We start from the raw sequence: 26,357 nt of genomic DNA, 5'->3' as shown, positions 1-26,357 counted from the left end.
CCGCGTATCCGCGACCCTCAATTCGCAGGCAACACCGTCAACCCGTGCGGACGAAGGTTCATCGCCTCGCAGCCGTCAGCGGTCACCACCACGATGTCCTCGATCCGGGCACCCCAGACCCCACGGAAGTAGATGCCCGGCTCGATGCTGAACGCCATCCCCTCCGCGAGTTCGATGCGGTTGCCCGCCACGATGTACGGCTCCTCGTGCACCGACAGGCCGATCCCGTGACCCGTGCGATGCACGAACACCTCGGCCAACCCCTCGGCGGCGAGGACGCTGCGCGCCGCCACGTCCACCGATTCCGCCGTCACGCCCGGCCGCACCGCGTCCACCGCGGCCTGCTGCGCGCGTTCGAGGATCGCGACCTTCGCCGCGACCTCCGCCGACGGCTCGCCGATGCTGTACGTCCGGGTGCTGTCCGAGTTGTATCCCGGCGCAACGGGACCGCCGATGTCGATCACCACCACGTCACCGGCCTCGATGACCCGATCCGACACCTCGTGGTGCGGGTCTGCTCCGTGCGGGCCCGACCCGACGATCACGAACTCGGCACCCGTGTGGCCCTCCTCCACGATCGCCGCCGCGATGTCGTCGGCGACCTGCGCCTCGGTCCGCCCGGCGCGCAGCCACTCCGCCATCCGCGCGTGCACCCGGTCGATCGCCGCCCCCGCGCGCCGCAGCGCGTCGATCTCCGCGTCGTCCTTCACCATGCGGAGTTCCCGCAACACCCCTGTTGCGAGGACGGGCGGCGCACCCAGCGCCGTCGTCAACGGGATCACGTGCAGCGCGGGCATCGCCTCCGCGACCGCCGTGCGCCCTGGCCTCGGCAGGAGCGACCCGACCACACCGTACGGATCGACCCCGTCCACCCAGTCGTGAACCGGCAATCCCAGATCCGCGACCGCCGACTCTCCGAGACCGGCGAGCTCGAGCGTCGGAACGACCACCGCGGGCGACGATCCGTCCGCCGGAATCACCAGACAGGTCAGCCGCTCGAACGACTCAGCGCCCGACCCCACCAGGTACTTCAGGTCCGGGCCCGGAGTGATGAGCAGCGCGTCCAGCCCGGACGCGGCCGTCAGCTCCGCGGCGCGGCGCAGGCGGTCGGCATAGACGGCAGTCGGGAAGCGTGCGGGGGACGCGCTCTGTGCACTCATGACAGTCAAGGCTAGTGGTCTTTGGCAGGATGGGCGGCATGACCGGACCCCTCCTGCTCCTCGACGGCGCGAGCCTGTGGTTCCGCGCGTATTACGCACTCCCCGAATCCTTCACGGCGAAGGACGGCCGACCTGTCAACGCCGTCCGCGGATTCACCGACATGGTCGCGTCACTGATCACCCGCCACCAGCCCGGCAGGCTCGTCGTGTGCCTCGATCTGGACTGGCGCCCCCAGTTCCGGGTCGACCTCGTGCCGTCCTACAAGGCGCACCGCGTCGCCGAGGAGTTCGCCGCGGGACCGGACGTCGAGGAGGTCCCCGACACCCTCACCCCGCAGGTCGACATGATCATGGACGTGCTCGCCGCGGCGGGCATAGCCACGGCCGGGGCAGTCGGATTCGAGGCCGACGACGTCCTCGGCACCCTCGCCGCCCACGAACGCGACGACACCGTCGTCGTCGTCAGCGGCGACCGCGACCTGCTGCAGGTCGTCGCCGACGAACCCGTGCCGGTCCGGGTGCTCTACGTCGGACGTGGACTGTCCAAGGCCGAACTGTTCGGACCGGTCGAGGTCGCCGAGAAGTACGGTGTCCCCGCCGATCGCCCGGGACCCGGATACGCCGAACTCGCCCTGCTGCGCGGTGACCCGTCGGACGGCCTACCGGGCGTCAAGGGCGTCGGAGAGAAGACCGCGTCGACACTGCTTCTGCAGTACGGGTCGGTGGACGCACTCCGCGCCGCCGTCGACGACCCGGAATCGGGTCTGGCCAAGGGTGTTCGCGCGAAACTCGCCGCATCCGCCGACTACCTCGACGCCGCGCTCCCCGTGGTGCGGGTGGCCGTCGACGCCCCGGTCGAGCTCTCCGGACCCGACGGCCTTCCCGCGACACCTCACGACCAGGATCGCCTGGCCGCACTCGCCGACGACCTGAACATCGGAACCTCGCTCGGTCGACTCACCGCGGCGATGGCAGCGGCGCGGTAGGCGTCACTTGGAGGTCGGTCGACTCACCTCGTAGGTTCCCTCGTCGTCGGTGAAGGTCACCTTGACCTCCTGCGGAGTGCCCTCCACCGTCAGTGAGCAGGTGAAACTCGCACCTTCGACAACCTTCTGACCCGACGGGCAGTCGACGTCCTCGATGCCGGTGAACTGGTACCCCGTCAGGACGTCCGTCACGCCCTGTTCCGCGGCGTCGCTGTCGAGCGTCTTGCTTCCGGAGAACACCCCGCTGACGGCGAGCACCAGCACCACGACCACAACCACGAGGGCCGCTGCCGCACCGAGCCCGATCCACAGCGGAGTCTTCGACTTCGGAGCGGCCGCCGGGAACTGATTCGGGTATGCACCGTTCGGGTACTGCCCGAATGCCTGCGGGAACGGACCCGGTTGAGGCTGTCCGGGTTGAGGCTGCTGCTGACCCGGTTGCGGCTGGCCAGGGAACTGCTGACCGTACGCGGGATACTGCTGCCCATAGGCAGGCGGCTGCTGACCGTATGCGGGTTGCTGCTGAGGCTGCTCCTGCGGGTAGCCCTGGTACTGCGGTGCCTGCGGATACTGGCCCGGCGCCGGGTACTGGCCCTGCTGAGGAGCCTGCGGATACTGACCGTACTGCGGGGCACCGTACTGCTGCGGAGCCCCGTACTGCTGGGGCTGCCCCGGCTGATCGGTCCAGGCCTGCAGACCCCACGCCTGCTGCTGAGGGTGCTGCGCCGAGGGATTCGCCTCCGGGTTTCCCGCGCCCTCCGGACCCGTCGTGTCGTCACTCATGTCCTGCCTCCACTTCCCGCTTCCCGCCGCTCACGCGTACGTCACCCGTCACGCCGCCCCCCTGGGATCGCGGCAGAACAATTCGGAATACAACCACATCTTCGCCGTTCGGGCGCCGCCGACCGACAGCCACTGCGATTCAGGCTGCGTCCACGGCCACGACCCCGCGGCGGATCGCACCAACCGCCTTCGCCGCCGCCGACCGCACCTCCGGATCCGGCGCGGTCTGGTGAACCTGGTCCAGCAGGTCGATCACCTGCCTGCACCACCGCACGAAATCGCCCGCCGACAGCGCCTGGCCGCGATCCCCCGCGGCGAGAAGGGTGTCCACGAGGGGTTCACCGCGCGCCCACATGTGTATCGCCGTGACGAAGCCGAAGTCGGGCTCCCTCGTCAGCGGCAGCTTGTGCCCGACCTCGTCGGTGCGCAGTGCCGACCACAGTCGCACCGTCTCCCCGAGTGCTCGTTGAAGAGGCGCCGTCGGACCCCGATCCGCTGTCGCCGCGTCCTGCCTGGACTCGAACACCAACGCCGACACGACCCCGGCGAGCTCTGCAGGAGCCAGCCCCTTCCACGTTCCGTGTCGCAGGCATTCCGCCACCAGCAGATCGCTCTCCGAGTACAGCCGCATGAGGCGGTGACCGTTCTCGGTGACGCCGCCGTCGGCGTCGGTGTAGCCGCGCTCGGCGAGCAGTCGCAGGATTCGATCGAACGTCCGGGCCAGCGAGTTCGTCGTCGCCGCGACCTTCTGCCGCTTGCTGTCGATCTCACGGGCAAGTCGGTTGTAGCGCTCGCCGATTCGGCTCAGGCGCTCCCGATCCGGTGCCGTGTGACCGGGATGATCCCGCAGTGCCCGCCGCAACGTTGCCAACTCCCGGTCGCTCGCGGCTGGGGACTTGCGTTTCGAGTACCGGGTCGGCGCAACGATTCCCGTGCTGCGCAGAGCCGACGCGAGATCGCGTCGGGTGCGGGCGGTGCGGTGCTGCACGTGGCGAGGCAACCGCATGGTGCCCAACGCCTTTGCGGGCGTCGGGAAGTCGGCTGCGGAGATGCGTCCCGCCCACTTGTCCTCGGTCAACACCAGCGGACGCGGATCAATTCTGTCGTGGTCCGGTTCGAGGACGACGGCGAGTCCGGTACGGCGACCCGTCGGGATCCCGATGACGTCGCCGCGACGGAGAGCCGTCAACGCCTCGACCGCCTCGCCTCGCCGGTCGGTCCGCCCCTGACGTTCGAGTTGCCGCTCCCGATTCCGTACCCGCTCACGCAACTGCGCGTACTCGAAGAACTCGCTATCGGCGCCGCCGAGCTGTTCCCGCAGTTCGGCGAGTGCCTTCTCGTCCTTCTCGATCGAACGGACCATCCCGACCACGGACCGGTCCGCCTGGAACTGCGCGAACGACCGCTCCAGCAGCGCGCGCGCATCGGAGGCGCCCATCCGGTCGATCAGATTGATCGACATGTTGTACGACGGTCGGAACGAGCTGCGTAGCGGGAACGTGCGAGTCGACGCGAGGCCGGCCACCTCCGTGGCCTCGACGCCGGGCTGCCACAGGACGACGGCGTGCCCCTCGACATCGATACCGCGGCGGCCGGCCCGCCCGGTGAGCTGCGTGTACTCACCCGGAGTCAACTCCGCGTGCGTTTCGCCGTTGAACTTCACGAGTCGCTCGAGGACAACGGTCCGGGCGGGCATGTTGATGCCGAGTGCGAGGGTTTCCGTCGCGAACACCGCGCGGACCAGACCCTTGACGAACAGTTCCTCGACGGTGTGCCGGAACGCGGGCAGCATCCCCGCGTGGTGCCCCGCGATGCCCCGTTCGAGGCCTTCCCTCCACTCCCAGTACCCGAGCACCGACAGGTCGTGCTTCGGGAGCGCGCCGGTGTGCTTGTCGATGATCGCGGCGATCTCGCCGGCCTGCTCCTCGGTCGTCAGGCGCAGCTTCGACCGCAGACACTGGGCGACCGCGGCATCGCATCCCGCGCGACTGAAGATGAACGTGATCGCGGGCAGCAGTCCCTCGTCGTCGAGCCGGGCGATCACCTCGGGCCGCGGCAAGGGTCGGCTACCGGAGCTCGGCGCCGATCCGCGACCCCGTCCGCGGGGCTGCCACGACTCGTGCCGGTCGAGTGCCAGCCGCTGCTTGAGATACCGAACCAGGTCCCGGTCGATGACCAGCCGAGCCTCCGGATCCGCGTCCTGCGCGGTCGTGTCGAACAGGTCGAAGAGCCGACGGCCCACCATCATGTGCTGCCACAGCGGAATGGGCCGTACCTCGTCGACGACGATCTCGGTGTCGCCGCGGACGGTCTCCATCCAGGCCCCGAACTCCTCCGCGTTGCTCACCGTCGCCGACAGGCTCACCAGCCGAACATCGTCCGGCAGGTGCAGGATCACCTCTTCCCACACCGCGCCGCGGAACCGGTCCGCGAGGTAGTGCACCTCGTCCATGACGACATGCGAGAGTCCGCGCAGGGTCGGCGAATTCGCGTAGAGCATGTTGCGGAGCACCTCGGTGGTCATCACCACGACCGGCGCGTCGGAGTTGATGCTGACGTCACCGGTGAGCAGGCCGACGGAGTTCTTGCCGTACCTCTCGACGAGATCCGCGTACTTCTGGTTGCTGAGCGCCTTGATCGGCGTCGTGTAGAAGCACTTGCGGCCGGACACGAGCGCGAGGTGAACGGCGAACTCGCCGATCACCGTCTTGCCCGCACCGGTCGGAGCGCACACCAGGACGCCGTGCCCGGATTCGAGTGCTCGGCACGCCTCCACCTGGAACCCGTCCAGGGGAAAGCTCAACTGCGCGGTGAAGAGGTCGAGTTCCACCCCGTCAGGCTATCGATCGGGACGCACCGCGGCCGACAGGCCCGCGCCGGGTGCGCCGCGGACTGCTACAGGGTGTCCGAGTAGTCGTTGACGCGGGTCGGGGATCCGATGTCCGACGTGGCGCCCACCGGGGACACCGAGGTGTCGAGCGGCGATGCCTCGTCGTCGTCGAGCTCGGCCCATTCCGCCGCCGCGTCCTTGCGTGCCTTGCGCCTGTCGTTGAGTCGGGCCACCTGGATCGCGACCTCCAGCAGGACGGTCAGTGCCACGGCCAGCGCGAGCATCGAGAACGGATCCTGACCGGGCGTGAACACCGCCGCGAAGACGAACAGCGCCATGATCAGTCCGCGGCGCCATGCCTTGAGCTTCTCGTAGCTGAGCACACCGACGAAGTTGAGCGCGACGATCAGCAACGGGATCTCGAAGCTGACGCCGAAGATGATCAGGAGGTTGATCAGGAAGCTGAAGTACTCATTACCACTCAGGGCCGTGACCTGTACGTCGCCACCGATCGTGAGCAGGAAGTGCAGTGCCTTCGACACCACCAGGTAGGCGAGGAGCGCGCCTGCAACGAAGAGGGTGGCCGCCGAGGTGACGAACCCGATCGCGTATCGCCGTTCCTTGCTGTGCAGGCCCGGGGTGATGAACGCCCAGATGTGGTACAGCCAGATCGGGCAGGCCATCACGACGCCCGCGGTGAACGCGACCTTGAACCGGAGCATGAACTGTTCGAACGGCCCGGTCGCGAGAAGCCGGCACGCACCGTCGGAGGTCAGCTCGGCCCGTGACTCCGGCGGTAGCGAACAGTACGGCCCGCGGAGGATGTCGCCCAGGCTCTCGATGCCGAAGAGTTGGTGCGAGTACCAGAAGAACCCGAAGGCAGTGGTCACCGCGATCGCAAGAAGTGACCACAGCAACCGTGTACGCAACTCGTACAGGTGGTCGATCAACGACATCGTGCCGTCGGGGTTGACCCGGCGCCTGCTGCGCCGCGGGTCGAAGGGGATTCGCACTGATTCGGGCCCTGGTTCTGCTCAGCCGTGGTCGGGGGCGCCGCGCGCCCCCGACCACCCGGTGGGTCTGGTTACGAGGCCTTGGTCTCGGTGACGGTCTCGGTGACCGCCGGCTGCTGCACCTGCGGGGTTGCGGGAAGCTGCGCGGCGGGGGCCTGCTCCGGCGCGGGCGTTCCGTCGTTCTGCATCTCCTTGACTTCGCTCTTGAAGATCCGCAGCGAACGGCCCAGTCCGCGGGCGGCGTCGGGCAGCTTCTTCGAGCCGAAGAGAACGATGACGACGACGGCCACGATCAGCCAATGCTGCCAGCTCATGGCACCCATTTTTACCTCCAGAAATCGGTTGTCTCGATGCTACCGGACCCAGTCAGGAGCGGCGCTGGGGAATGCTGTGAATCAACCCTCGATCGCCTGCTGGTACGCCGCAAGTGCCGCACGGGCTCGCACACGTACCGACTCGGACAATTCAGGCGGGCCGAGGACTCGGATTCCCGCGCCGAATCCTGCCATGAGACGGGCCATCCAGGAGGGGGAAGCGAACCTCATCGATGCCTCGACACTGCCGTCGTCCCGCACGACGAGGTCCGTCATCGGGTAGTAATCGAGCACCCAGGCGTGGTCGGGAGCGATCAGCAACCGCGCCTGCGGGAGCGTGTCGTCGTCCTGGAACAGGTCGAGAGACGACGAATCGTCGTAGGCGGATGCGGGGACGCTGGCAGCCTCGTCCAGCTCGGTGGCCTCGTCGATCCGGTCGTACCGGAACAGTCGGACGCCGTCGGCCTGCCTGCACCACGCCTGCAGGTAGCTGTGGTTGTCGACCAGCACCACCCGGATCGGATCGACGACGCGACGCGTCACCGCGTCCCGGGATGCCGAGAAATAGGTGATGTCCAGCGCCCGCCCGTGCCGGACCGCCGCACGCACCGTCGCGACGACCGGGTTCTCCGGGTCCGACTCGACAGCGGAACGCGTCACCACCCCGCCTGCCGCGACACCGGCGGCCGACTCGATCTTCGCGATCGCGCCCTGCACCGACGTCGGGTCCGCCGTCCCCGGCAGCTCGCCGAGGGCACGCAATGCCACAAGCAGCGCCGTCGCCTCCGTCGACGTCAGCCGCAGCGGACGGTCGATGCCCGCGGAGAAGGTGACCTCGATGGTCTCTTCTTCGAAGGACAGGTCGATGAGGTCGCCGGGCCCGTAACCCGGGAGCCCGCACACCCAGAGCTGTTCGAGGTCGGTCGTCAACTGCGCGACGGTGACGCCGAGCTCGGCCGCGGCCTCGCTCTTCGTGATCCCCGGGTTCGCAACGAAGTACGGCACCATGTTCAGCAACCGCGTGAGACGCAGGGACAACCGCTGGCTCATCGGGTCTCTCCCGCGGCGACGGTCAGGCGCGCGATGACGTCGTCCCGAAGTGCAGCGGGCTCGATCACCACCGCATCGGCTCCGTATCCCGCGATGAGCCGAGCCAGCCAATCCCTCGACCGAACCGGTACCTCGAACACCACTCCCCCTTCGCCGCCGATCGTCGCCGACCGCACCGGCTTGCCGAGGCGCCGCACACCCTGCGCGCGCCCGTCCCGAACCCACACCGTCGCCGTCCCCGACACACCGGCTGTCCCAACCGCCCGCCCGACGATGTCGCGCAGATCCGTCCCGGCCGGCTTGTGCACCACTCCGGCGGGACCGACCGCGACCACCGGCTCCGCGATCCGAGACAGCCGGAACGTGCGCGGCGCGCCGCGATCGACATCGTGCCCGACCACGTACCACCGGCCGTCGTGAGTGACCACACCCCACGGTTCGACGGTGCGGGTAGCGAACGGCGCGTTGGGCGCAGGTCGATGCTCGAACCGGATGGCACGCCCGGCCTCGATCGCCGACAACACGCTGTCGAGTGCGGGTTCGGACCCCCGGCTCCTGGCAGGCAACGCGGTGACGAGTGCGGACGCCGACTCCTGGTCGACGACGACACCCGCGGCCCTGAGCTTGAGTACCGCTCCCTGCGCCGCCGACGTCATCTCCGGCGATTCCAGCAGCCGCAGCGCAATCGCCACCGCGGCGGACTCCTCGCTCGTCAGATCGATCTCCGGGAGCGCGTACGCCTCCAGATTGATCCGGTACCCCTCGGCGGAGGTGAAACCTGCAGCGGGCCCCGTCTCGAGCGGAACCCCGAGGTCGCGCAGTTCACTCTTGTCCCGCTCGAACATCCGACTGAACGCCTCGGAACTTGCCGAGTCCTGGTACCCCGCGACACTCTCGCGGATCTTGTCCGCAGTCACGAATTGCCGGGTCGCGAGCAGGCAGATGACAAGATTCATCAACCGTTCGACTTTGCTGGTCGCCACGGATCAGCAGCCTAACGGCACGCCCCTCACATCGACGCGATGAGCCTCTCCACTCGTTCGTCGACCGACCGGAACGGGTCCTTGCACAGCACCGTTCGCTGGGCCTGATCGTTGAGCTTGAGGTGCACCCAGTCGACGGTGAAGTCGCGCCCGGCGTCCTGGGCCGCCGCGATGAAGTCGCCGCGCAGCTTCGCCCGCGTCGTCTGCGGCGGCACGTTCACCGCGGCGTCGATCTGCTCGTCTTCGGTGACCCGCTTCGCGAGTCCCTTGCGCTGCAGCAGATCGAACACCCCGCGCCCGCGCTTGATGTCGTGGTACGCCAGATCGAGTTGCGCGATCTTCGGGTCCGCCAGCTCCAGGTTGTGCTTGTCCTGGTACCGCTGGAACAACTTGCGCTTGATCACCCAGTCGACCTCGGTGTCGACCTTCGCGAAGTCCTGCGACTCCACGGCGTCGAGCACGCGGCCCCACAGTTCCACCACCGCGGCCACCTGCGGATCGGGCTCACGATTGTGCAGGTGCTCGACGGCCCGCGCGTGGTACTCGCGCTGGATGTCGAGCGCACTGGCCTGCCGCCCGCCTGCGAGGCGAACCGGCCGACGTCCGGTCAGGTCGTGGCTGACCTCGCGGATCGCGCGAATCGGATTGTCCAGGGCGAAGTCCCGGAACGAGACGCCCGCCTCGATCATCTCCAGCACCAGCGACGCCGTCCCGACCTTGAGCATCGTGGTGGTCTCGGACATGTTGGAGTCACCGACGATGACGTGCAGCCGGCGGTACTTCTCCGCATCCGCATGCGGTTCGTCGCGAGTGTTGATGATCGGCCGGGAACGAGTCGTCGCGGACGACACGCCCTCCCAGATGTGCTCGGCGCGCTGGGACAGGCAGAACGTCGCGGACTTCGGGGTCTGTAGCACCTTGCCCGCTCCGCAGATCAGCTGACGCGTCACTAGGAAAGGCAACAACACGTCCGAGATGCGGGAGAACTCACCTGCACGAACCACGAGGAAGTTCTCATGGCAGCCGTACGAGTTGCCCGCCGAATCGGTGTTGTTCTTGAAAAGGTAGATGTCGCCGCCGATGCCCTCTTCGGCGAGCCGCTGCTCCGCGTCGACGAGAAGATCCTCGAGGACGCGCTCACCGGCGCGGTCGTGCGTCACGAGCTGCACGAGTCCGTCGCACTCCGCCGTCGCGTACTCCGGATGGGATCCGACGTCCAGATACAGGCGTGCACCGTTCCTCAGGAACACGTTGGAGCTTCGTCCCCACGACACGACACGCCGGAACAGGTACCGCGCAACCTCGTCCGGGCTCAGTCTCCGGTGACCGTGGAAGGTGCAGGTGACACCGAACTCGGTCTCAATTCCCATGATTCGTCGCTCCACACTTCGACAGTACAGCGCGGAACGCCTCAGTCACCTGGTTCGCGTACCCGGCAGCGCCGCCTACTGTGGGAACGTGGCCGAAGTGAGACGTTTCGCGGCGAATACCGACCTGAAGGTAATGCGCCTGAGCACCGATCTGCCGCCGTCACCGCTCGACGGCGGCCTCCGACTGCTGAGCGGGGCGGCGAACCACAGCGTGCTGTGGATGGGTACTGCCGCCGGCATGGCGCTCGTCGGTGGGCGAGCCCGCCGCGCGGCCGTCCGCGGGCTGTTCGCAGTGGCAGGGGCCAGCGCGCTGTCCAACGCCGTCCTCAAGCCCCTGTTCCCGCGGCGCCGACCTCCCGCGGGCACTCTCGAGTTCGCGCACCGCAGGGGCCTGCCTGCGCCCCGCTCATCGTCCTTCCCCTCCGGACACTCCGCATCCGCCGCGGCCTTCGCTACCGCTGTCGCGATCGAGTACCCGGCGGCAGGACTGGCGATCGCACCCGTCGCGGCGGCAGTCGGCTACTCACGGGTGCACACCGGCGTGCACTGGCCCTCCGACGTCCTGGTCGGGGCGGGAGTCGGTGCCGCGATCGCCCTCGCCACCCGCCGATGGTGGGCAGTCCGCACCGAGGAACCCGCGACGCTCGGGCCCGACCATCCGTCCCAGGCGCTACCCGACGGCGAGGGCATGGCCGTGTTCGCCAACCCGGGCTCCGGCAGCGACGACGGCGACATCAGGGCCGACGTCGCGAAGCACCTGCCGCGAGCACGGATCGTCGAATTCGATGCCGATCGCGACTTCACCGAGCAGATCGACGAAGTCGTGTCGGAGTACTCACCGAAGGCGCTCGGCGTGTGCGGCGGTGACGGAACCGTCGCGACCGTTGCCGATGCCGCCATCAGACACGACCTCCCGCTCGCCGTGTTTCCCGGTGGCACCCTCAACCACTTCGCCCGCGACGCGGGGGCAGGCGACGTCCAGTCGACCGCGCAGGCGCTCGCCGACGGGCAGGCCGAGCTCGTCGATGTCGGCGCGGTACAGGTCGACGGCGAGACCGCGTTGACGTTCGTCAACACCGCGAGCCTGGGTGGTTATCCGGACGTGGTTCGGCTCCGCGAGAAGTGGGAACCACGCATCGGCAAGTGGCCGGCGGCGGCGCTCGCCATGGTGCGGGTCCTGGCATCGGCGGAACCGCTCGCCGCCGACATCGACGGACGTCCGCACTCGGTGTGGATGCTGTTCGTGGGGAACGGCCGGTACTCGCCCGCGGACCAGGTGCCGATGTCGCGGCCCGAGATCCACCGCGGCATTCTCGACGTCCGCTACCTGCTCGCCGATCACCGCTGGTCCCGGCTCCGGCTCGTCGGAGCCGCGCTGACGGGAACCCTCGGAACGTCGCGTACCTACGTTCAGCGGCGCGTCCCCACAGTGTCCGTGAGAATCGACGGCCCGAACGTCGCACTGGCGACCGACGGCGAAGTGATCGCCGACGGCCGCCAGTTCGAGTTCCGCAGTGAACCGCGAAAGGTGGTGCTCTACCGCCAGGTGTGAGCGGCGCTCACTCCGCCGTCGCGGAATCCCCCGGTTGCTCCGGCGCGGCGGCGGCACCGGGGAGCAGCGCTTCGAGAGCCGCGCCCGTGACACGGCGGAACGCCCGCCGCGGTCGAGACTGGTCGAGCACCGCGACCTCGAGGCTCCCGACGCCGAGCACCCGGCGCTCCAGCTCACCGTTGCCACCGGTCGCGGTGCCGTCCTGCAACGCGTTCACCGCAACCGCGACCGCCGCATCCAGCGAGAGTCCCGGTTCGTACGACGTACGCAGTGCCGTTGCGATGGGCTCGGTCGCGCCGCCCATCACGACGAACTGCTGCTCGTCAACGATGGACCCGTCGTAGGTGATCCGGTACAGCTGCGCGTGATGAGGCTGGTCCGAGCGCCCGACCTCGGCAACACACAGTTCCACCTCGTACGGCTTCGGCTGCTCGGTGAAGATCGTGCCGAGCGTCTGCGCGTAGGCGTTCGCGAGGGAACGGCCCGTGACGTCGCGTCGGTCGTAGGAGTAGCCCCGCATGTCCGCGTGCATGATGCCTGCACGCCTGAGGTTCTCGAACTCGTTGTACTTGCCGACCGCCGCGAAACCGAGACGGTCGTAGAGTTCGCTCACCTTGTGCAGTGACGACGACGGATTCTCCGCGACGAACAGCACACCGTCGGCGTAGGTGAGCACGATGACGCTCCGTCCGCGCGCAATGCCCTTGCGCGCCAGCTCCGAGCGATCCCGCATGATCTGCTCGGCGGAGGCGTAGTACGGCATCGTCACGGCGTGTCACCTGCTTCCTTGGTGCGATCGGCGATCACGGCCCGCGCGATTTCGGCGAGACGCGAAGCGTCGACGACAGCGGCGCCCGCGTCGGTGATCACGACCGCGGTCGGGTAGATCCCACGGGTCAGATCCGGGCCACCGGTCGCGGAGTCGTCGTCCGCGGCGTCGTACAGCGCCTCGATTGCCGCCCGCAGCGCGCCGGACTCGTCCGCGGCCGGGTCGAAGATCTTCTTCAGCGACGACTTCGCGAAGAGCGAACCCGATCCCACTGCGTGGTAGCCGGCCCGTTCCTCGTAGCGACCACCGACCACGTCGTACGAGACGATCCGGCCTGCACGCGCAGTGTCGGAGGCGTCGAGGTCGTAACCGACGAGCAACGGCACCACCGCCAGACCCTGCATCGCAGCACCGAGATTGCCCCGCACCATCGACGAAAGGCGATTGGCCTTGCCGTCGAAGGTGAGCGGGACGCCCTCGATCTTCTCGTAGTGCTCGAGTTCGACTGCGAACAGCCGAACCAATTCGATGGCAACACCTGCGGTGCCCGCGATACCGGCCGCCGAGTAGTCGTCGGTGACGTACACCTTCTCGACATCTCGGCTGGCGATGAGGTTGCCCATCGTCGCCCGGCGATCACCCGCGAGGACGACTCCTCCGGCGAACGTCAGGGCAACGATCGTGGTGCCATGCGGGGCGACATCCGAGCGAGCGGTCATCGGCTCACCCCTCTCTGCGGAAGTTCCGAGGTCGAATCGGTTCTCCGGCAACAGTTCCGGCGCATGCAGACGCAGATGCTCGGCGAACGAGGAAAGCTGGGAATCGAAACCCATCCGAGAATCGAAACGCAGCATCCCGCCCCCCACCACCGAACGCGCCGCCGGGAAATCGGCCGTCACTGGCCGCCCTTTTGCACGTACGCGCGCACGAAGTCCTCAGCGTTCTCCTCGAGCACGTCGTCGATCTCGTCGAGAAGGTCGTCCGTCTCTTCCGCGAGCTTCTCGCGACGCTCCTGACCCGCGCCACCGTCGCCGGGGACGGCATCGTCGTCGTCGCCACCGCCACTGCGTGTCGTCTGCTCCTGAGCCATAGCCGCCGACCTCCTCGTCATCTCGTTGCACCGCTGCACAGCGCGCGTGCTCGGACCTTCACACTACCGATCGGCAGCGACACCCGGCGGTTTCCCGTTCGTGTCGCAGGCGATCGCTTCACGTCGTCGAATCAGGTGGTCAACTGGTCGACCAGGTCTGCCGCCGACTCTGCCGAATCGAGGAGCGCACCCACGTGGGCCTTGCTCCCGCGCAACGGCTCGAGCGTCGGAATCCGGACCAGCGAATCCCGTCCCAGGTCGAAGATCACCGAGTCCCAGCTCGCCGCCGCGATATCGGCGCCGAACCGTCGCAGGCACTCGCCACGGAAGTACGCCCTGGTGTCGGTAGGCGGGTTGTGGATCGCTTCCAGCACCTGCTGCTCGGTGACGAGGCGCTCGATCGAGCCACGGGCGACAAGTCGGTTGTACAGCCCCTTGTCGAGGCGGACATCCGAGTACTGCAGGTCCAGCAGGTGCAGCTTGGGAGCCGACCAGGCCAGTCCCTCGCGCTTCCGGAACCCTTCGAGAATCCGAAGCTTCGCCGGCCAGTCCAGCAGGTGCGCGCACTCGAGCGGATCACGTTCGAGCAGGTCGAGCACCAGCGCCCACTTCGAGAGGACGTCGGCGGCACGCACGTCGTCCGATCCCTCGCGCTCGACGAATCGGGCGGCGCGCTCGTGGTAGATCCGTTGCAGCGCAAGACCGGTCATCTCCCGGCCGTCGGCGAGCGCGACTGTCTGGCGCAGCGTGGGATCGTGGCTGATCTGATGGACGGCCGTGACTGGCCTCGCCAACTGCAGATCGGTCAGGTCGACGCCGGCCTCGATCAGGTCGAGCACCAGTGCCGTCGTCCCGACCTTCAGGTATGTCGACCACTCCGCGAGATTCGCATCGCCGATGATGACGTGCAGCCGGCGGTACTTCTCGGCATCGGCGTGCGGCTCGTCCCGCGTGTTGATGATGCCGCGCTTGAGTGTCGTTTCGAGGCCGACCTCCACCTCGATGTAGTCGGCTCGCTGCGACAACTGGAAGCCGGGTTCGTCACCGGACTGACCGATGCCGACGCGACCGGAACCGCAGATCACCTGGCGGGACGCGAAGAACGGCGTCAAGCCGGCGATGATCGCGGTGAAGGGAGTGTCCCGAGAGCACAGGTAGTTCTCGTGGGTGCCATAGGAAGCACCCTTGCCGTCGACGTTGTTCTTGTACAGCTGCAGGCGCGGCGCACCGGGGACGCTGGACGCATGCCGGGCGGCGGCTTCCATCACGCGCTCCCCCGCCTTGTCCCAGATCACGGCATCGAGAGGGTCCGTCACCTCGGGCGCGGAGTACTCCGGGTGGGCGTGATCGACGTACAGCCGGGCCCCGTTGGTGAGGATCATGTTCGCGGCGCCGACCTCGTCGGCGTCGATCACCGGGGCCGGACCGTTGAACCTGCCGAGGTCGAATCCCCGGGCGTCCCGCAGGGGCGACTCGACCTCGTAGTCCCATCGCGTCCGCTTGGCTCTGGGGACGCCCGCGGCGGCGGCATAGGCCAGCACCGCCTGTGTGGAGGTCAGGATGGGGTTCGCCGTCGGTTCCGACGGGGACGAAATCCCGTACTCGACCTCGATACCGATGATGCGCTGCATGGCGTCGAGCCTAGAACCTCGCTGCCACTTGCACGCGTATCAGCAGGTGGAGGGCCAGGCCGACCCCGCCCGTCAGGGCGGGGTCGTTTGGCGAACCTGCTGTGCTGCTTCGCCCCTTATTGCCGATAAGTTGCGTTATGACATTATTGCAGGGCGACAAAACAGCAGGTCACCGCTGGGTTTCCAGGTCCAGGTAGGCCGGTGCCCCGATGCTCTTCAACACGAAACGGACTGGGGGTGACGCCCACTTCGAGTTCTCGTCCTCCCCCACAGCCGGATTCACCAGCGTCCGCAGCCGCCCTCGCGTCACCACATCCACGAAGCCGGCGGCCTCGACGTTGCGCACCCAATCGCTCCCCTGCCCGTAGGTCAGGGCGATTCGGTAGCCGTCACCGTGTCGGAAGATGTTGACGGGAGTGCGGTACAGCCGTCCACTGCGGCGGCCCCGGTGCAGGACGATCGCGCAGCCGGGAAGCCATCCGTGAACGAACAGCGCAACGCGATTCGTCACCACCCGGTTGAACCTTGCGAGCCGACGAGGAAGGGGCACGGTTCGAGCCTAACGCTGCGTGCCAGGATGGACCGATGGTTGAAATGCCCGGCAGTCCGCCACCTGACCGGGGCGACGAGATCGTCACTGTGTACGACGCCGACGGGCGCATCACCGGGACGGCGCCACGCTCACGCGTGTACGCAGAGGGCCTGTGGCATGCCAGCGCAGGCGTACTTCTCCGGTCCATCGACGGCGACCGAATCTACGTGCATCGCCGCGATCCGGGGAAAGCGGTGTTCGCGGGAATGCACGACTGCCTCGCGGGTGGTGTCGTCGATCCCGGCGAAACCCCCGAAGTGACCGCAGCTCGCGAACTCGGCGAGGAACTGGGTGTCTTCGATGTCGCACTCGAGCCACTGGCGTACGTGCCCTGGGACGGCGAGTGGAACGGAACCCCACTTCGCTGTCACCTGTTCGCCTTCGAGGGCCGCTGGGACGGCCCGATCGTCCACCAGCCGGGCGAAGTCGTCGCCGGGTGGTGGTGGACAGTCGAGGAACTGCGCGACCATCTGGCAGATCCGTCGTGGCAGTTCGTGCCAGACACCCGAGCTCTGCTCGCAGACACCGTCCTGTGAAACGAGACGGCGTACGCGCTTCAGTCGATCCAGTTGCCGTGAAAGCCTGCAGGCACCCGCTGCGGAAGCCGGACCGCGGCCACGTCCTCGAGCGTCTGGGCGTCCAGGATGCGCAGATCCGTCGAGCTCGCTGCCAGGTCCGTGACGAATCCGAGGACCACCCCGTCCCCCTCGGGCGCGGTCGCCGACGACGGCGCGAAGGTGAATTCCCCCACAGAAGAGGCAGTTCCGAAGTCTCTCTCGACCACGACTCCGTCCGCGCCCGCCGTGCGCACCAGCTTGTGCTCCCCCAGAACGTCGTCGCTCCCCCCTACGGCCCAACCCTGACCACTCGCGCTGGTGGCGAATCGGTCGTCCATACGCGGAAACTCGAGGTGCTCGTCCGACAACCTGGTGCGGCGAACAGTCCGCGCACGCAAGTCCACACACCAGCGTTCGAGCCGCGGCTTGCCTTCCGTCGGACCGGATGGGTCCTCGTCGAACACCCGCTCGTGCACCACGAGGTCGACGGTGACGGACCGATCGTCGTTGTGTGCGTTCATCGGATGGAACACGTAACACGGGCGATCGAGTTCGATCCAGGTGATCGCGGACGCGTCCGTGGCCGATCTCGGCAGCAGTCCCACTCGCGCGGGATGGTCGGGGTTCCACCGGTAGGGGAACCGCCCGGCGGGGACCGGAGGGATGCGGTTCAGGATTGTCCGCGGCATCGCGACCCTGCCGACCGTCGCGTCCAACGCGAGACGCGCGATCGGACGCAGCGGTCGCGGTAGGTCGATCACCGCGGCATCGGTATCGAAGGTGACGGGAAGGTCGTAGAGGACGACGTAGTCCTTCGTCAGGGAGAAGGCGTGCATCATCGGGCTCCCGCCGACCGGGACGGACATCTTCCGCCGGAGCCGGCCGTCGGGTCCGATCACCGTGTACTGCACGGCGCTTCCCCGGCCGAAGTGGTACGCCACCGCGTGCAGTTCGCCGGTACACGGATCGACCAGGGGGTGCCCGGAGTACCCACCGCGGACCGCACCCTCGAAGTCACACACATCGACGGTGTCCAGTTCCGGCGACAGTTCGGCAGACGCCGCGCCGCCTTCGACGAGCGCGAGTAGCCGACCGCCGAAGCCGATGACGTTCGTGTTGGCCGACGGTCCGTGCAGCGGCGACCGATGGCGTTCGTCCGGGTGCCCCCGACCCAGCGAACGTGAGGTGACCTCGGAGTCCACCCAGCGATTGCGGTACCAGAGGGCGTCGCCGCCACTCAGTCGGACGCCGTGCACCATCCCGTCCCCCGTGAACCAGTTGTAGTTCTCGGCCAGGAGCCCGCGGACCGGGTTGGGACCGTTCCGGACATAGCGGCCGTCGAGCCAGTCGGGGATCGTCCCGCGCACCTCGAGGCCGAGTTGCGTCACTTCGCGGCGCACCGGCTCGAAACGTCCGGTCAGGAAACTCACCACGTCGAATCCCCCTCCAGAACCAGGTATTACATTGTTATTGTGGGAGAATATCAATGTTATGGACGAACCGACAGATGTAACGCCGAACACACGGGACGCCGTACTCGCGGCGGCGCTGGAGATCGTCGTGGACGAGGGACCGACCGGACTCACCGTTCGCAGGCTCGCGACGGCGGCGCAGACGTCGACGATGGCCGTCTACACACACTTCGGCAGCATCGGCGGCGTCGCGGGGGCCGTTGTCGAGCACGGCTTCGGCATGCTGAGCCGTACGTTGGCCGCCGCACCGCGGACGGGCGACGCCCTGTCCGACCTCTTCGGGATCGCGCTCACCTATCTGACTTTCGCGCGCCGACACCCACGGCTCTACACGATGATGTTCCAGCACTCGGCAGCCGACTGGAGTCCGGGACGCCGTAGCGACGTCGTCGCCACCGGATCACCGACGACGTCGGCACAGGGACGCGCTGCGTTCACTCTGTTCCTGAGCGCGTTGACGCGCACGGACCCCGATTCCACCGACTCCCCTGCTGCGCCCGACGGCCGGCGACTCGCCCTCGCTGCCGAACTGTGGAGTGCGTTGCACGGCAACGCAATGCTCCGGATTGCCGGCCACCTCGACACGGCCGACGACTCGGTCGCGCACTCGCTGCTCATTGCGCTCGCCGTCGGCAACGGCGTGGATCGGGCATCGGCCGCCGCCGCCCTCACCCGAGCCAGCACGGCAACGACCGAGCCCTGACGCAGATGACGGTGGGGTGCAGCGAACCCGCTGCACCCCACCGTCATCTGCGCGTACTACAGGTACTGGCCCGTGTTGGATTCGGTGTCGATCGCACGGCTGGCGCTGGCGTTCTTGCCGGTGACCAACGTGCGGATGTACACGATCCGCTCACCCTTCTTGCCCGAGATACGTGCCCAGTCATCGGGATTCGTGGTGTTGGGCAGGTCCTCGTTCTCGGAGAACTCGTCGACGATCGAGTCGAACAGGTGCTGAACCCGGAGACCCGGTGCGCCGGTCTCGAGGACCGCCTTGATCGCGTACTTCTTGGCACGGTCCACGATGTTCTGGATCATCGCACCGGAGTTGAAGTCCTTGAAGTACAGAACCTCCTTGTCTCCGTTCGCGTACGTGACCTCGAGAAAGCGATTCTCGTCGCTCTCGGCGTACATCCGATCCACGACGCGTTCGATCATCGCCTTGACACACAAGGCGCGATCGCTGTTGAACTCGGCGAGGTCGTCGGCGTGCACCGGGAGCGTTTCCGTCAGGTACTTCGAGAAGATGTCCTGAGCGGATTCCGCGTCCGGCCGTTCGATCTTGATCTTCACGTCCAGCCGGCCCGGACGAAGGATCGCGGGATCGATCATGTCCTCACGGTTCGAGGCGCCGATGACGATCACGTTCTCGAGCCCCTCGACGCCGTCGATCTCACTGAGCAGCTGCGGCACGACCGTCGTCTCCACGTCGGACGAGACGCCGGATCCACGGGTCCGGAAGATCGAGTCCATCTCGTCGAAGAACACGATCACGGGCGTGCCCTCGGACGCCTTCTCGCGCGCACGCTGGAAGATCATCCGGATGTGCCGTTCCGTCTCACCGACGAACTTGTTCAGCAGCTCGGGGCCCTTGATGTTCAGGAAGTAGGACTTCGCCTCCTTCGCGTCCTGACCGCGGGCCTCCGCAATCTTCTTCGCGAGCGAGTTGGCGACGGCCTTGGCGATCAGCGTCTTGCCGCAGCCCGGAGGGCCGTACAGCAGGACACCCTTCGGCGGACGCAGCGCGTACTCGTGGAACAGGTCCTTGTGCAGGAACGGCAGTTCGACGGCGTCGCGGATCTGCTCGATCTGCCTGCCGAGACCGCCGATGTCGCCGTAGTCGACATCGGGGACCTCTTCGAGAACCAGGTCCTCGACCTCGGCCTTGGGGATACGCTCGAAGGCGTAGCCCGCCTTGGTGTCGACGAGCAGCGAGTCGCCGGGGCGGAGCTTGCGGTTCGGGGAGTCGATGTCCTCGTCCTCAGCGTGGACCGTGGTGTCCGAGGCGGCGACCGCCAGCGGATGCGCGAGCCACACGACGCGCTCCTCGTCGGCGTGCCCGACGACGAGGGCGCGCTCGCCGTCGTCGAGGACTTCGCGCAGCGCGCAGATCTCACCGATCCGCTCGAACGATCCCGCTTCGACCACCGTCAGGGCCTCGTTCAGCCGGACGGTCTGGCCCGGCTTGAGCTCGTCTGCGTCGATGTTCGGCGAGCAGGTCAACCTCATCTTGCGACCGGAGGTGAACACGTCGACCGTCTGATCCGCGTGAGCGCACACCAGGACGCCGTATCCGCTCGGGGGCTGGCCGAGGCGGTCGACCTCCTCGCGCAGTGCGATGAGCTGCTGACGTGCTTCCTTGAGCGTGTCCATCAACTTGGAGTTGCGGATCGACAACGAGTCCACGCGCGATTCGAGTTCACGCACCTGTTCCGGTGACTGGGCAAGTTGCCGGCGAAGGGCCGCGGCCTCGAGCTTGAGGGCGTCGAGCTCAGCCCTGGCAGCCACCGAGTCCGGATTCTCTGTTGCGCTCATGTGCGACTCCTCCCAGTTCGTTCCGTCAACGCTACCGCCGAGCCGGTGAAACTGCGTTGCGACACTTGAGACATCGCATACTGCAGGACTTTTCTCGGAAGCCGGACCGATTTCTTCCCATGTTAGCCTCACCTACATCCACGCCGGTTTTCGAGGAAAGGCCCACCCCGTGATCACTCGCACGCCACTCATCGCCGCCGGAGCCGTCGTCCTCGCCGTCGGCCTCGTCGGGTGCAGTTCGGACGACTCCGACGACACGGCCACCGCGACGACCACTGCTGCTGCCGCGACCACCACCAGCGCAGATACGACCGCAGCGGGTGCCGCGTTGGCAGCAAACGCCCCCGCGGCCGAGACCCTGAACGCGACACTGACGACGTTCTTCGATCCCGCCGTACCCGCCGCCGAGAAGGTCGCACTCGTGGACGACGGCGAGAAGCAGGCCGCGGTCCTCGAACAGTTCAACGGTGTGCTGCAGGGCTACCAGCTGACGGCCCAGGTCACCGAGGTCACACCGGTCGACGAGGACACGGTGAAGACGTCGACGACCATCGCCGGGCCGCACGGCGGCGCTCCGACGACGGTCGTCTTCGAGGAGGAGAACGGCGCCTGGGTGATCTCCACGGAGTCGGTCTGCACGCTCCTCGGCATGGGTCGCCTGACCTGCGTGCAGTAGACCCCGAACGCCCGGGCGAAGCCTCGGGCAGTCCCCACTCTCGGGCGAAGCCTCGGGCAGTCCCCACTCTCGGGCGAAGCCTCGGGCAGTCCCCACTCTCGGGCGAAGCCTCGGGCAGTCCCCACTCTCGGGCGAAGCCTCGGGCAGTCCCCACCGCGCCGCCGTCTCAGCCCTTGCTGGGACGGCGCTGCGGCTTGGGTGTCACGGTGCCCTCGGCCAGGCGTCGGGCACTGACGAGGAACGCGGTGTGTCCCTGCATCCGGTGCTCCGGGCGCACCGCCAACCCGACGACGTGCCAGCCGCGGACGATCGACTCCCAGGACCGCGGTTCGGTCCAGCACTCCTGCTCGCGCATCGCCTCGACGACCTTGGAGAGCTGCGTCACCGTCGCGACGTAGACGATCAGCACCCCGCCGGGGACCAGCGCCTTCGACACCGCGGGCAGGACGTCCCAGGGCGCGAGCATGTCGAGCACGACGCGATCGACCTCGCCGTGGACGTCGGCGTCGTAATCCGCGAGGTCGCCGATGGTCAGATCCCAGTTCTCGGGGCGTCCGCCGAAGAACGTCTCCACGTTCCGCACCGCGTGTTCGGCGTGGTCTTCACGCACCTCCCACGAGGTGACCTTGCCCTCGGGGCCGACCGCGCGAAGCAGCGAGCAGGTGAGCGCGCCCGATCCGGCCCCCGCCTCCAGCACCCGGGCCCCAGGGAAGACGTCGCCCTCGTGGACGATCTGCGCCGCATCCTTCGGGTAGATGACCTGGGCGCCGCGCGGCATCGACAGCACGTAGTCGACGAGGAGCGGGCGCAGGGCAAGGTACGGAGTACCGTTCGTCGACGTCACGACGCTGCCTTCGGGCGTGCCGATGAGGTCGTCGTGCAGGATGCCACCGCGGTGGGTGTGGAACTCTCGCCCCTCTTCGAGCACGACGGTGTACTTGCGTGCCTTCGCGTCGGTGAGCTGGACGCGATCGCCGACCCGGAACGGTCCAGTCGGGCGGCCGTGCAACGCTGACATCTCGTGACTCCTGTAGTTGTTGTGCCCGGCGACCGGTGCGCCGGTCCCGACGGCGTGTCGGACCCTCGGCATAGCCTGCCAGGTGTGAGCAGCCCCGCGACGACGCCCCCCGCCCAATCCGACGAGGGCGTGGCCCGGACGAGGTCGCGCCCGGCGTTGTCACCGTCGCGGGCGGCGGATTTCCGGCAGTGTCCGCTGCTGTATCGCTTCCGCGCCGTCGACCGTCTCCCCGAGGCCAAGACGACATCGCAGGTCAGGGGGACGCTCGTCCACGCGGCACTCGAGGACCTCTTCGGCCTGCCCGCACCCGAGCGGGTTCCGGCCACCGCGACAGCGCTGGTCGAGCCCGCATGGATCCGGCTGATCGAGGAGACACCCGACGTCGCGGATGCCGTGCCGGACGCCGACCGTGACGCGTTCCTGGACGCCGCTCGCCGCATCGTCGCCGACTACTTCCTCCTCGAGGACCCCACAACGTTCGACGCCGAGGCGTGCGAGGTCCGGGTCGAGACCGAGCTATCGGACGGAGTGCCGCTGCGGGGTTTCGTGGACCGCATCGATGTCGCACCGACTGGTGAGATCCGCGTTGTCGACTACAAGACCGGTCGCGCGCCGCGCGAAGGATTCGAGCGGGCTGCGCTGTTCCAGATGAAGTTCTATGCGCTGATGCTGCTGCACACGCGTGGTGTCGTGCCCGCGCAGCTCCGGCTGATGTACCTGTCCGATGGCGAAATCATCACGTACGCACCCGATCGCGACGAACTGCACCGGTTCGGCGGAACCCTGAGTGCGATGTGGCAGGCGGTCCTCGAGGCAGGCCGAACGGGCGAGTTCGAACCTAGTCCGGGTCCGATGTGCCGGTTCTGCGATCATAAGGCGATGTGTCCCGAGTTCGGTGGCACACCGCCGCCCTATCCGGGCTGGCCGTGGCCCGGCGACGACGGGCAGGAGAGTGAGGATTCTGCCGGTGAGTGATGCGGCGATGTCAGCCTATTTCGTTCCACTGGAGCCACTTCCGGATGGTACGGAGAGGTTCGAGCCGACCGATCACACGGTGAGCACCTGGTCGACCGACATGCAGCACGGGTCTCCGCCGTCGGCGCTCCTCGCCCGGGCCGTTCGCCGCTGTGAGCATCGTGCGGACACCCGTGTCACCCGGGTGGTGATCGAGATCCTCGGCCCGATCCCCCTCACCGAGATCCGGGTTCGGTCCTGGGTCGAACGGCCCGGTCGCCGAATCGAACTGGTCGTGGCCGAACTGTCGGCACAGGCGCCGGACGGGTCGTGGCGCGTCGTGGCGCGCGGGTCCGGCTGGCGCATGGAAACCGCTGACACCACCTCGATCGCGAACCCCGCCGACGCCGCGATCCCGCCACGATCCGGCGCACTCCCCCTCCCCGAGGACAGCTTCTGGCGTTCCGGATTCATCGACACCGTCGACTGGTGCTGGCTCACCCCGATCGGCGCACCGGGCCTCTCCCACGCGTGGGGAAAGCCGAATCCCGAACTGGTGGAGGGCGAACCGCTCGACCCGCTGGACCGGCTGTTCCTCATCGCGGACACCGCGAACGGAGTCGGGACCAAACTGGACCCGGCGTCGTGGACGTTCCTCAACACCGACGTGACGGTGCACATCTTCCGGGTCCCGGACGGCGCGTGGGTCGGTGTGTCCGCGGAGACGTCTTACGGCCCGGACGGTGTGGCGATGTCTTCCGGTGTCCTGCACGACGACTCGGGCCCCGTGGCGCGGGTGACGCAGACGGTGCAGGTCCGCGCCCGCTGACACACGAGTGGCCCCCACCGATCGGTGGGGGCCACTCGTGTGTGGATCGGAGGTCAGAACGCCCGGCAGGTGCGGATGTCAGTCGCGAGGATCGCCTTGGCGCCGATCTCGGCGAGCTCGTCCATCACGTCGTTGCTGACCTTGCGCGGCACCATCGAGCGGATCGCCACCCAGGCGTCGTCCGCGAGCGGGGCGATGGTAGGCGATTCGAGTCCGGGAGTGATCTGCAGCGCCTCCTGCAGCCGATCGCGCGGGCAGTCGTAGTCGAGCATCACGTACTGCTGGGCGCGAACCACGCCCTGAACGCGGGCGATGAGCTGGTTGCGGGCCTTGTCATTCTGGTCGGAGCCCTCTCGCTCGATCAGGACGCCCTCGGAGTCGCACAGGGACTCGCCGAACGCGACGAGGTTGTGCTGACGGAGCGTGCGTCCGGAGCCGACGACGTCCGCGATGGCGTCGGCAACGCCGAGCTGGATGGAGATCTCGACGGCACCGTCGAGGCGGATGACCGTGGCTTCGAGGCCACGGCGGGCGAGGTCGGCGCGGACCAGGTTCGGGTAGGACGTCGCGATCCGGAGCCCGCCGAGGTCCTCGGGCGCCCAGGTCCTGCCCGCCGGTGCGGCGTACCGGAAGCTCGACCGTCCGAAGCCGAGGGAAAGCCGCTCGGCGACCTGGGCACCGGAGTCGAGCGCGAGGTCACGCCCGGTGATGCCGAGATCCAGTTCACCCGACGCGACGTAGATCGCGATGTCCTTGGGTCGCAGGAAGAAGAACTCCACCTGGTTCGACGGATCGAGGACGGTGAGATCACGGGAATCGGTGCGGCGCCGGTAGCCGGCCTCCGACAGGATTTCGGCAGCGGACTCGGACAGGGAGCCCTTGTTGGGAACTGCAACGCGCAGCATGGTGGTCCTTCCTTCGAAGGCGAGATGGTCTACACGGGAGTCGGAGTCGGACGACTCACAGATGTCGGTAGACGTCCTCGAGCTTGAGTCCGCGACCGATCATCAAGACCTGCACCCAGTACAGGAGCTGGGAAATCTCCTCGGAGAGTTCCTCGTCGCTCTGGTACTCGGCGGCGATCCACACCTCGCCGGCCTCCTCGATCACCTTCTTGCCCTGGGCATGGACGCCTGCGTCCAGTGCGGCCACGGTGCCGGAACCCTCGGGGCGGGCGGCGGCGCGGTCGGACAGCTCGGCGAACAGCGAATCGAAGGTCTTCACGGGTGACCATTGTTTCACAGCGCCCTGCTCACTCCGCCACCGAGTCCGGGGCGCCCGAGTCGGTCGACAGGGTGCGTCTGCTCGTGAACTCTCGAGTCTCGCCGCTGATCGGGTCCGTGAACCGCACCCGGCGAGCGAGCAGTCGCAGCGGGTCCGTGAAGTCGCTCTGCGCCCGGTTCCGCAACACCGGGTAGAAGTCGTCGCCGAGGATCGGCGCACCGAGGGACCACATGTGCAGCCGCAACTGGTGGGTCCGCCCTGTCGTCGGCAGCAGGCGGTAGCGCGCATGGTCGCCCAGCACCTCGACGACCTCGACCTCGGTGTGCGCGTTCGGCTCCCCCGGTACCTCGCGAGCGGTCGGCTCACCGTGGATCTTGTCGATGCGACTGCGTACGGTCCGCGGGAACGGGGCATCGCGCAGGTTCGGGGCCAACGCCTCGTACTCCTTGGTGACCTGGCGCTGCTCGAACAGCTGTTGGTACGGCCTGCGCAGCGCCGGGTCGGTCGTGCAGACGAGCACACCGGCCGTCATCCGGTCCAGTCGGTGCGCGGGCACGGCGTCGGGAAGGTCGAGGGCGCGGCGCAACCGGACGACCACGGACTCCCTGATGTGCCTGCCGCGCGGGATCGTCGCGAGGAAGTGTGGTTTGTCCACGACGAGCAGTCCGTCCGCGTGGTGGAGGATGTCGAGGTCGAACGGGACCGGAATCTCGGGGGCGGGGTCGCGGTAGAAGTGGATCGCCAGACCCGCACGACACGGGTGGGCGGGGTCGAGGTGCGAACCGTCCCGGTCGACGACCTCGCGCGCAGCGAAGCGTGCGTCCCAGTCGTCGTCGGGCCAGGTGGCGACGAGGAAAGCGCGAACCGTTCCCGGCGGGTGCCCCGGAGGCACCAGCACCCGATCCGGACCGAGGCCGTCACGCAGCGGCAGCGGTGGCCGGGTTGCCACTCGCCGGCGGGTCATCGCAC

Annotated in this window: 26 protein-coding genes; 7 read left to right on the top strand and 19 right to left on the bottom strand. The window is 67.9% G+C overall.

Features of this window, described 5'->3' with window-relative positions:
* Nucleotides 1–17: 17 nt before the first annotated feature.
* Nucleotides 18–1,160 (bottom strand): M24 family metallopeptidase, encoded by a 1,143-nt coding sequence (locus RHCRD62_RS09005; protein WP_050064322.1) that lies wholly within the window; start codon nt 1,158–1,160, stop codon nt 18–20.
* A gap of 38 nt (nt 1,161–1,198) precedes the next feature.
* Here RHCRD62_RS09005 and RHCRD62_RS09000 point away from each other — a divergent pair, with 38 nt between their 5' ends.
* Complete coding sequence (locus tag RHCRD62_RS09000) at nt 1,199–2,146, top strand: 5'-3' exonuclease (RefSeq protein WP_050064563.1); 948 nt, start codon at nt 1,199–1,201, stop codon at nt 2,144–2,146.
* Nucleotides 2,147–2,149: 3 nt separating this feature from the next.
* Here RHCRD62_RS09000 and RHCRD62_RS08995 read toward each other — a convergent pair whose 3' ends face one another.
* The 7 genes from RHCRD62_RS08995 to pafA form a co-directional block, all read right to left on the bottom strand.
* On the bottom strand, nt 2,150–2,929 hold the full coding sequence (locus RHCRD62_RS08995) for a DUF4333 domain-containing protein (protein ID WP_084734149.1): 780 nt from the start codon (nt 2,927–2,929) through the stop codon (nt 2,150–2,152).
* Between the two features lie 139 nt (nt 2,930–3,068).
* Nucleotides 3,069–5,759, bottom strand: a complete 2,691-nt coding sequence (locus RHCRD62_RS08990; protein ID WP_050064321.1) for a DEAD/DEAH box helicase — start codon at nt 5,757–5,759, stop codon at nt 3,069–3,071.
* 65 nt (nt 5,760–5,824) lie between these two features.
* Nucleotides 5,825–6,772, bottom strand: a complete 948-nt coding sequence (gene tatC, locus RHCRD62_RS08985; RefSeq protein ID WP_050064320.1) for a twin-arginine translocase subunit TatC — start codon at nt 6,770–6,772, stop codon at nt 5,825–5,827.
* Nucleotides 6,773–6,843: 71 nt separating this feature from the next.
* Complete coding sequence (gene tatA / locus RHCRD62_RS08980; protein ID WP_050064319.1) at nt 6,844–7,095, bottom strand: Sec-independent protein translocase subunit TatA; 252 nt, start codon at nt 7,093–7,095, stop codon at nt 6,844–6,846.
* A gap of 72 nt (nt 7,096–7,167) precedes the next feature.
* Nucleotides 7,168–8,136, bottom strand: coding sequence for a helix-turn-helix transcriptional regulator (locus RHCRD62_RS08975; protein ID WP_050064318.1), 969 nt, complete (start codon nt 8,134–8,136; stop codon nt 7,168–7,170).
* Nucleotides 8,133–9,119, bottom strand: coding sequence for a helix-turn-helix transcriptional regulator (locus RHCRD62_RS08970; RefSeq protein ID WP_050064317.1), 987 nt, complete (start codon nt 9,117–9,119; stop codon nt 8,133–8,135). Before RHCRD62_RS08970 ends, RHCRD62_RS08975 begins: the two co-directional genes overlap by 4 nt.
* Nucleotides 9,120–9,145: 26 nt before the next feature.
* Nucleotides 9,146–10,504, bottom strand: a complete 1,359-nt coding sequence (gene pafA, locus RHCRD62_RS08965) for a Pup--protein ligase (RefSeq protein ID WP_212744312.1) — start codon at nt 10,502–10,504, stop codon at nt 9,146–9,148.
* 118 nt (nt 10,505–10,622) lie between these two features.
* On the opposite strand from pafA, the gene RHCRD62_RS08960 reads away from it, so the two are divergent.
* Complete coding sequence (locus tag RHCRD62_RS08960; RefSeq protein ID WP_050064315.1) at nt 10,623–12,041, top strand: bifunctional phosphatase PAP2/diacylglycerol kinase family protein; 1,419 nt, start codon at nt 10,623–10,625, stop codon at nt 12,039–12,041.
* Between the two features lie 7 nt (nt 12,042–12,048).
* Here the strand turns inward: RHCRD62_RS08960 and prcA are convergent, their stop codons facing one another.
* From prcA to RHCRD62_RS08935, 5 genes are all read right to left on the bottom strand, one after another.
* Nucleotides 12,049–12,810, bottom strand: a complete 762-nt coding sequence (gene prcA, locus RHCRD62_RS08955) for a proteasome subunit alpha (protein WP_050064314.1) — start codon at nt 12,808–12,810, stop codon at nt 12,049–12,051.
* The gene (prcB, locus tag RHCRD62_RS08950; protein WP_050064561.1) at nt 12,807–13,664 is read right to left on the bottom strand and encodes a proteasome subunit beta; all 858 of its coding nucleotides are present in this window, start codon (nt 13,662–13,664) and stop codon (nt 12,807–12,809) included. Before prcB ends, prcA begins: the two co-directional genes overlap by 4 nt.
* A 41-nt stretch (nt 13,665–13,705) precedes the next feature.
* Nucleotides 13,706–13,900 (bottom strand): ubiquitin-like protein Pup, encoded by a 195-nt coding sequence (locus RHCRD62_RS08945; RefSeq protein WP_050064313.1) that lies wholly within the window; start codon nt 13,898–13,900, stop codon nt 13,706–13,708.
* A 131-nt stretch (nt 13,901–14,031) separates the two neighbouring features.
* Nucleotides 14,032–15,531 carry a depupylase/deamidase Dop gene (gene dop / locus RHCRD62_RS08940; protein ID WP_050064312.1) on the bottom strand — a complete coding sequence of 500 codons (1,500 nt, stop codon included), beginning with the start codon at nt 15,529–15,531 and terminating at the stop codon, nt 14,032–14,034.
* 169 nt (nt 15,532–15,700) lie between these two features.
* Nucleotides 15,701–16,081: a nitroreductase family deazaflavin-dependent oxidoreductase gene (locus RHCRD62_RS08935; RefSeq protein ID WP_050064311.1), complete on the bottom strand. Its 381-nt coding sequence runs from the start codon at nt 16,079–16,081 to the stop codon at nt 15,701–15,703.
* A gap of 44 nt (nt 16,082–16,125) precedes the next feature.
* Here RHCRD62_RS08935 and RHCRD62_RS08930 point away from each other — a divergent pair, with 44 nt between their 5' ends.
* Nucleotides 16,126–16,659 carry an NUDIX hydrolase gene (locus tag RHCRD62_RS08930; protein ID WP_157050873.1) on the top strand — a complete coding sequence of 178 codons (534 nt, stop codon included), beginning with the start codon at nt 16,126–16,128 and terminating at the stop codon, nt 16,657–16,659.
* Between the two features lie 20 nt (nt 16,660–16,679).
* On the opposite strand, the gene RHCRD62_RS08925 is transcribed toward RHCRD62_RS08930, so the two are convergent.
* The gene (locus RHCRD62_RS08925; RefSeq protein WP_050064309.1) at nt 16,680–18,113 is read right to left on the bottom strand and encodes a carotenoid oxygenase family protein; all 1,434 of its coding nucleotides are present in this window, start codon (nt 18,111–18,113) and stop codon (nt 16,680–16,682) included.
* 58 nt (nt 18,114–18,171) lie between these two features.
* Between RHCRD62_RS08925 and RHCRD62_RS08920 the strand changes: the two genes are divergently transcribed.
* Entirely contained in the window at nt 18,172–18,855 is a 684-nt protein-coding gene (locus RHCRD62_RS08920; protein WP_050064308.1) for a TetR/AcrR family transcriptional regulator, read from the top strand.
* A 56-nt stretch (nt 18,856–18,911) separates the two neighbouring features.
* Here RHCRD62_RS08920 and arc read toward each other — a convergent pair whose 3' ends face one another.
* Nucleotides 18,912–20,687: a proteasome ATPase gene (arc, locus tag RHCRD62_RS08915; RefSeq protein WP_050064307.1), complete on the bottom strand. Its 1,776-nt coding sequence runs from the start codon at nt 20,685–20,687 to the stop codon at nt 18,912–18,914.
* 169 nt (nt 20,688–20,856) lie between these two features.
* Between arc and RHCRD62_RS08910 the strand changes: the two genes are divergently transcribed.
* Complete coding sequence (locus RHCRD62_RS08910; protein WP_050064306.1) at nt 20,857–21,363, top strand: WKL family lipoprotein; 507 nt, start codon at nt 20,857–20,859, stop codon at nt 21,361–21,363.
* Between the two features lie 166 nt (nt 21,364–21,529).
* Here the strand turns inward: RHCRD62_RS08910 and RHCRD62_RS08905 are convergent, their stop codons facing one another.
* On the bottom strand, nt 21,530–22,381 hold the full coding sequence (locus RHCRD62_RS08905) for a tRNA (adenine-N1)-methyltransferase (protein WP_050064560.1): 852 nt from the start codon (nt 22,379–22,381) through the stop codon (nt 21,530–21,532).
* Between the two features lie 84 nt (nt 22,382–22,465).
* On the opposite strand from RHCRD62_RS08905, the gene RHCRD62_RS08900 reads away from it, so the two are divergent.
* Nucleotides 22,466–23,356: a RecB family exonuclease gene (locus tag RHCRD62_RS08900; protein WP_050064305.1), complete on the top strand. Its 891-nt coding sequence runs from the start codon at nt 22,466–22,468 to the stop codon at nt 23,354–23,356.
* 7 nt (nt 23,357–23,363) lie between these two features.
* Complete coding sequence (locus RHCRD62_RS08895) at nt 23,364–24,164, top strand: thioesterase family protein (RefSeq protein WP_050064559.1); 801 nt, start codon at nt 23,364–23,366, stop codon at nt 24,162–24,164.
* 53 nt (nt 24,165–24,217) lie between these two features.
* Here the strand turns inward: RHCRD62_RS08895 and hisG are convergent, their stop codons facing one another.
* Genes hisG through RHCRD62_RS08880 form a run of 3 tightly spaced genes read right to left on the bottom strand, consistent with a single transcriptional unit; the run spans nt 24,218 to nt 26,352 of the window.
* Nucleotides 24,218–25,069: an ATP phosphoribosyltransferase gene (hisG, locus tag RHCRD62_RS08890; protein WP_050064304.1), complete on the bottom strand. Its 852-nt coding sequence runs from the start codon at nt 25,067–25,069 to the stop codon at nt 24,218–24,220.
* Nucleotides 25,070–25,124: 55 nt separating this feature from the next.
* Nucleotides 25,125–25,388: a phosphoribosyl-ATP diphosphatase gene (locus RHCRD62_RS08885; RefSeq protein ID WP_050064303.1), complete on the bottom strand. Its 264-nt coding sequence runs from the start codon at nt 25,386–25,388 to the stop codon at nt 25,125–25,127.
* 28 nt (nt 25,389–25,416) lie between these two features.
* Nucleotides 25,417–26,352 carry a pseudouridine synthase gene (locus RHCRD62_RS08880; RefSeq protein WP_050064302.1) on the bottom strand — a complete coding sequence of 312 codons (936 nt, stop codon included), beginning with the start codon at nt 26,350–26,352 and terminating at the stop codon, nt 25,417–25,419.
* Nucleotides 26,353–26,357 lie beyond the last annotated feature (5 nt).

This window comes from Rhodococcus sp. RD6.2 (assembly GCF_001040705.1).
Taxonomy (GTDB): Bacteria; Actinomycetota; Actinomycetes; order Mycobacteriales; family Mycobacteriaceae; genus Rhodococcus_G.
This window is presented reverse-complemented; position numbering and strand designations above follow the sequence as displayed.

Bases quoted from the DNA above. Each gene is read 5' to 3' on its own strand.
- RHCRD62_RS09000 (WP_050064563.1), top strand. From the start codon at position 1,199: ATGACCGGACCCCTCCTGCTCCTCGACGGCGCGAGCCTGTGGTTCCGC.
- dop (WP_050064312.1), bottom strand. From the start codon at position 15,531: ATGCAGCGCATCATCGGTATCGAGGTCGAGTACGGGATTTCGTCCCCG.
- RHCRD62_RS08920 (WP_050064308.1), top strand. From the start codon at position 18,172: ATGGACGAACCGACAGATGTAACGCCGAACACACGGGACGCCGTACTC.
- prcB (WP_050064561.1), bottom strand. From the start codon at position 13,664: ATGCTGCGTTTCGATTCTCGGATGGGTTTCGATTCCCAGCTTTCCTCG.
- RHCRD62_RS08930 (WP_157050873.1), top strand. From the start codon at position 16,126: ATGCCCGGCAGTCCGCCACCTGACCGGGGCGACGAGATCGTCACTGTG.
- RHCRD62_RS09005 (WP_050064322.1), bottom strand. From the start codon at position 1,160: ATGAGTGCACAGAGCGCGTCCCCCGCACGCTTCCCGACTGCCGTCTAT.
- tatA (WP_050064319.1), bottom strand. From the start codon at position 7,095: ATGGGTGCCATGAGCTGGCAGCATTGGCTGATCGTGGCCGTCGTCGTC.
- RHCRD62_RS08905 (WP_050064560.1), bottom strand. From the start codon at position 22,381: ATGTCAGCGTTGCACGGCCGCCCGACTGGACCGTTCCGGGTCGGCGAT.
- hisG (WP_050064304.1), bottom strand. From the start codon at position 25,069: ATGCTGCGCGTTGCAGTTCCCAACAAGGGCTCCCTGTCCGAGTCCGCT.
- RHCRD62_RS08945 (WP_050064313.1), bottom strand. From the start codon at position 13,900: ATGGCTCAGGAGCAGACGACACGCAGTGGCGGTGGCGACGACGACGAT.
- RHCRD62_RS08995 (WP_084734149.1), bottom strand. From the start codon at position 2,929: ATGAGTGACGACACGACGGGTCCGGAGGGCGCGGGAAACCCGGAGGCG.
- arc (WP_050064307.1), bottom strand. From the start codon at position 20,687: ATGAGCGCAACAGAGAATCCGGACTCGGTGGCTGCCAGGGCTGAGCTC.
- RHCRD62_RS08895 (WP_050064559.1), top strand. From the start codon at position 23,364: ATGTCAGCCTATTTCGTTCCACTGGAGCCACTTCCGGATGGTACGGAG.
- RHCRD62_RS08960 (WP_050064315.1), top strand. From the start codon at position 10,623: ATGCGCCTGAGCACCGATCTGCCGCCGTCACCGCTCGACGGCGGCCTC.
- RHCRD62_RS08880 (WP_050064302.1), bottom strand. From the start codon at position 26,352: ATGACCCGCCGGCGAGTGGCAACCCGGCCACCGCTGCCGCTGCGTGAC.
- RHCRD62_RS08975 (WP_050064318.1), bottom strand. From the start codon at position 8,136: ATGAGCCAGCGGTTGTCCCTGCGTCTCACGCGGTTGCTGAACATGGTG.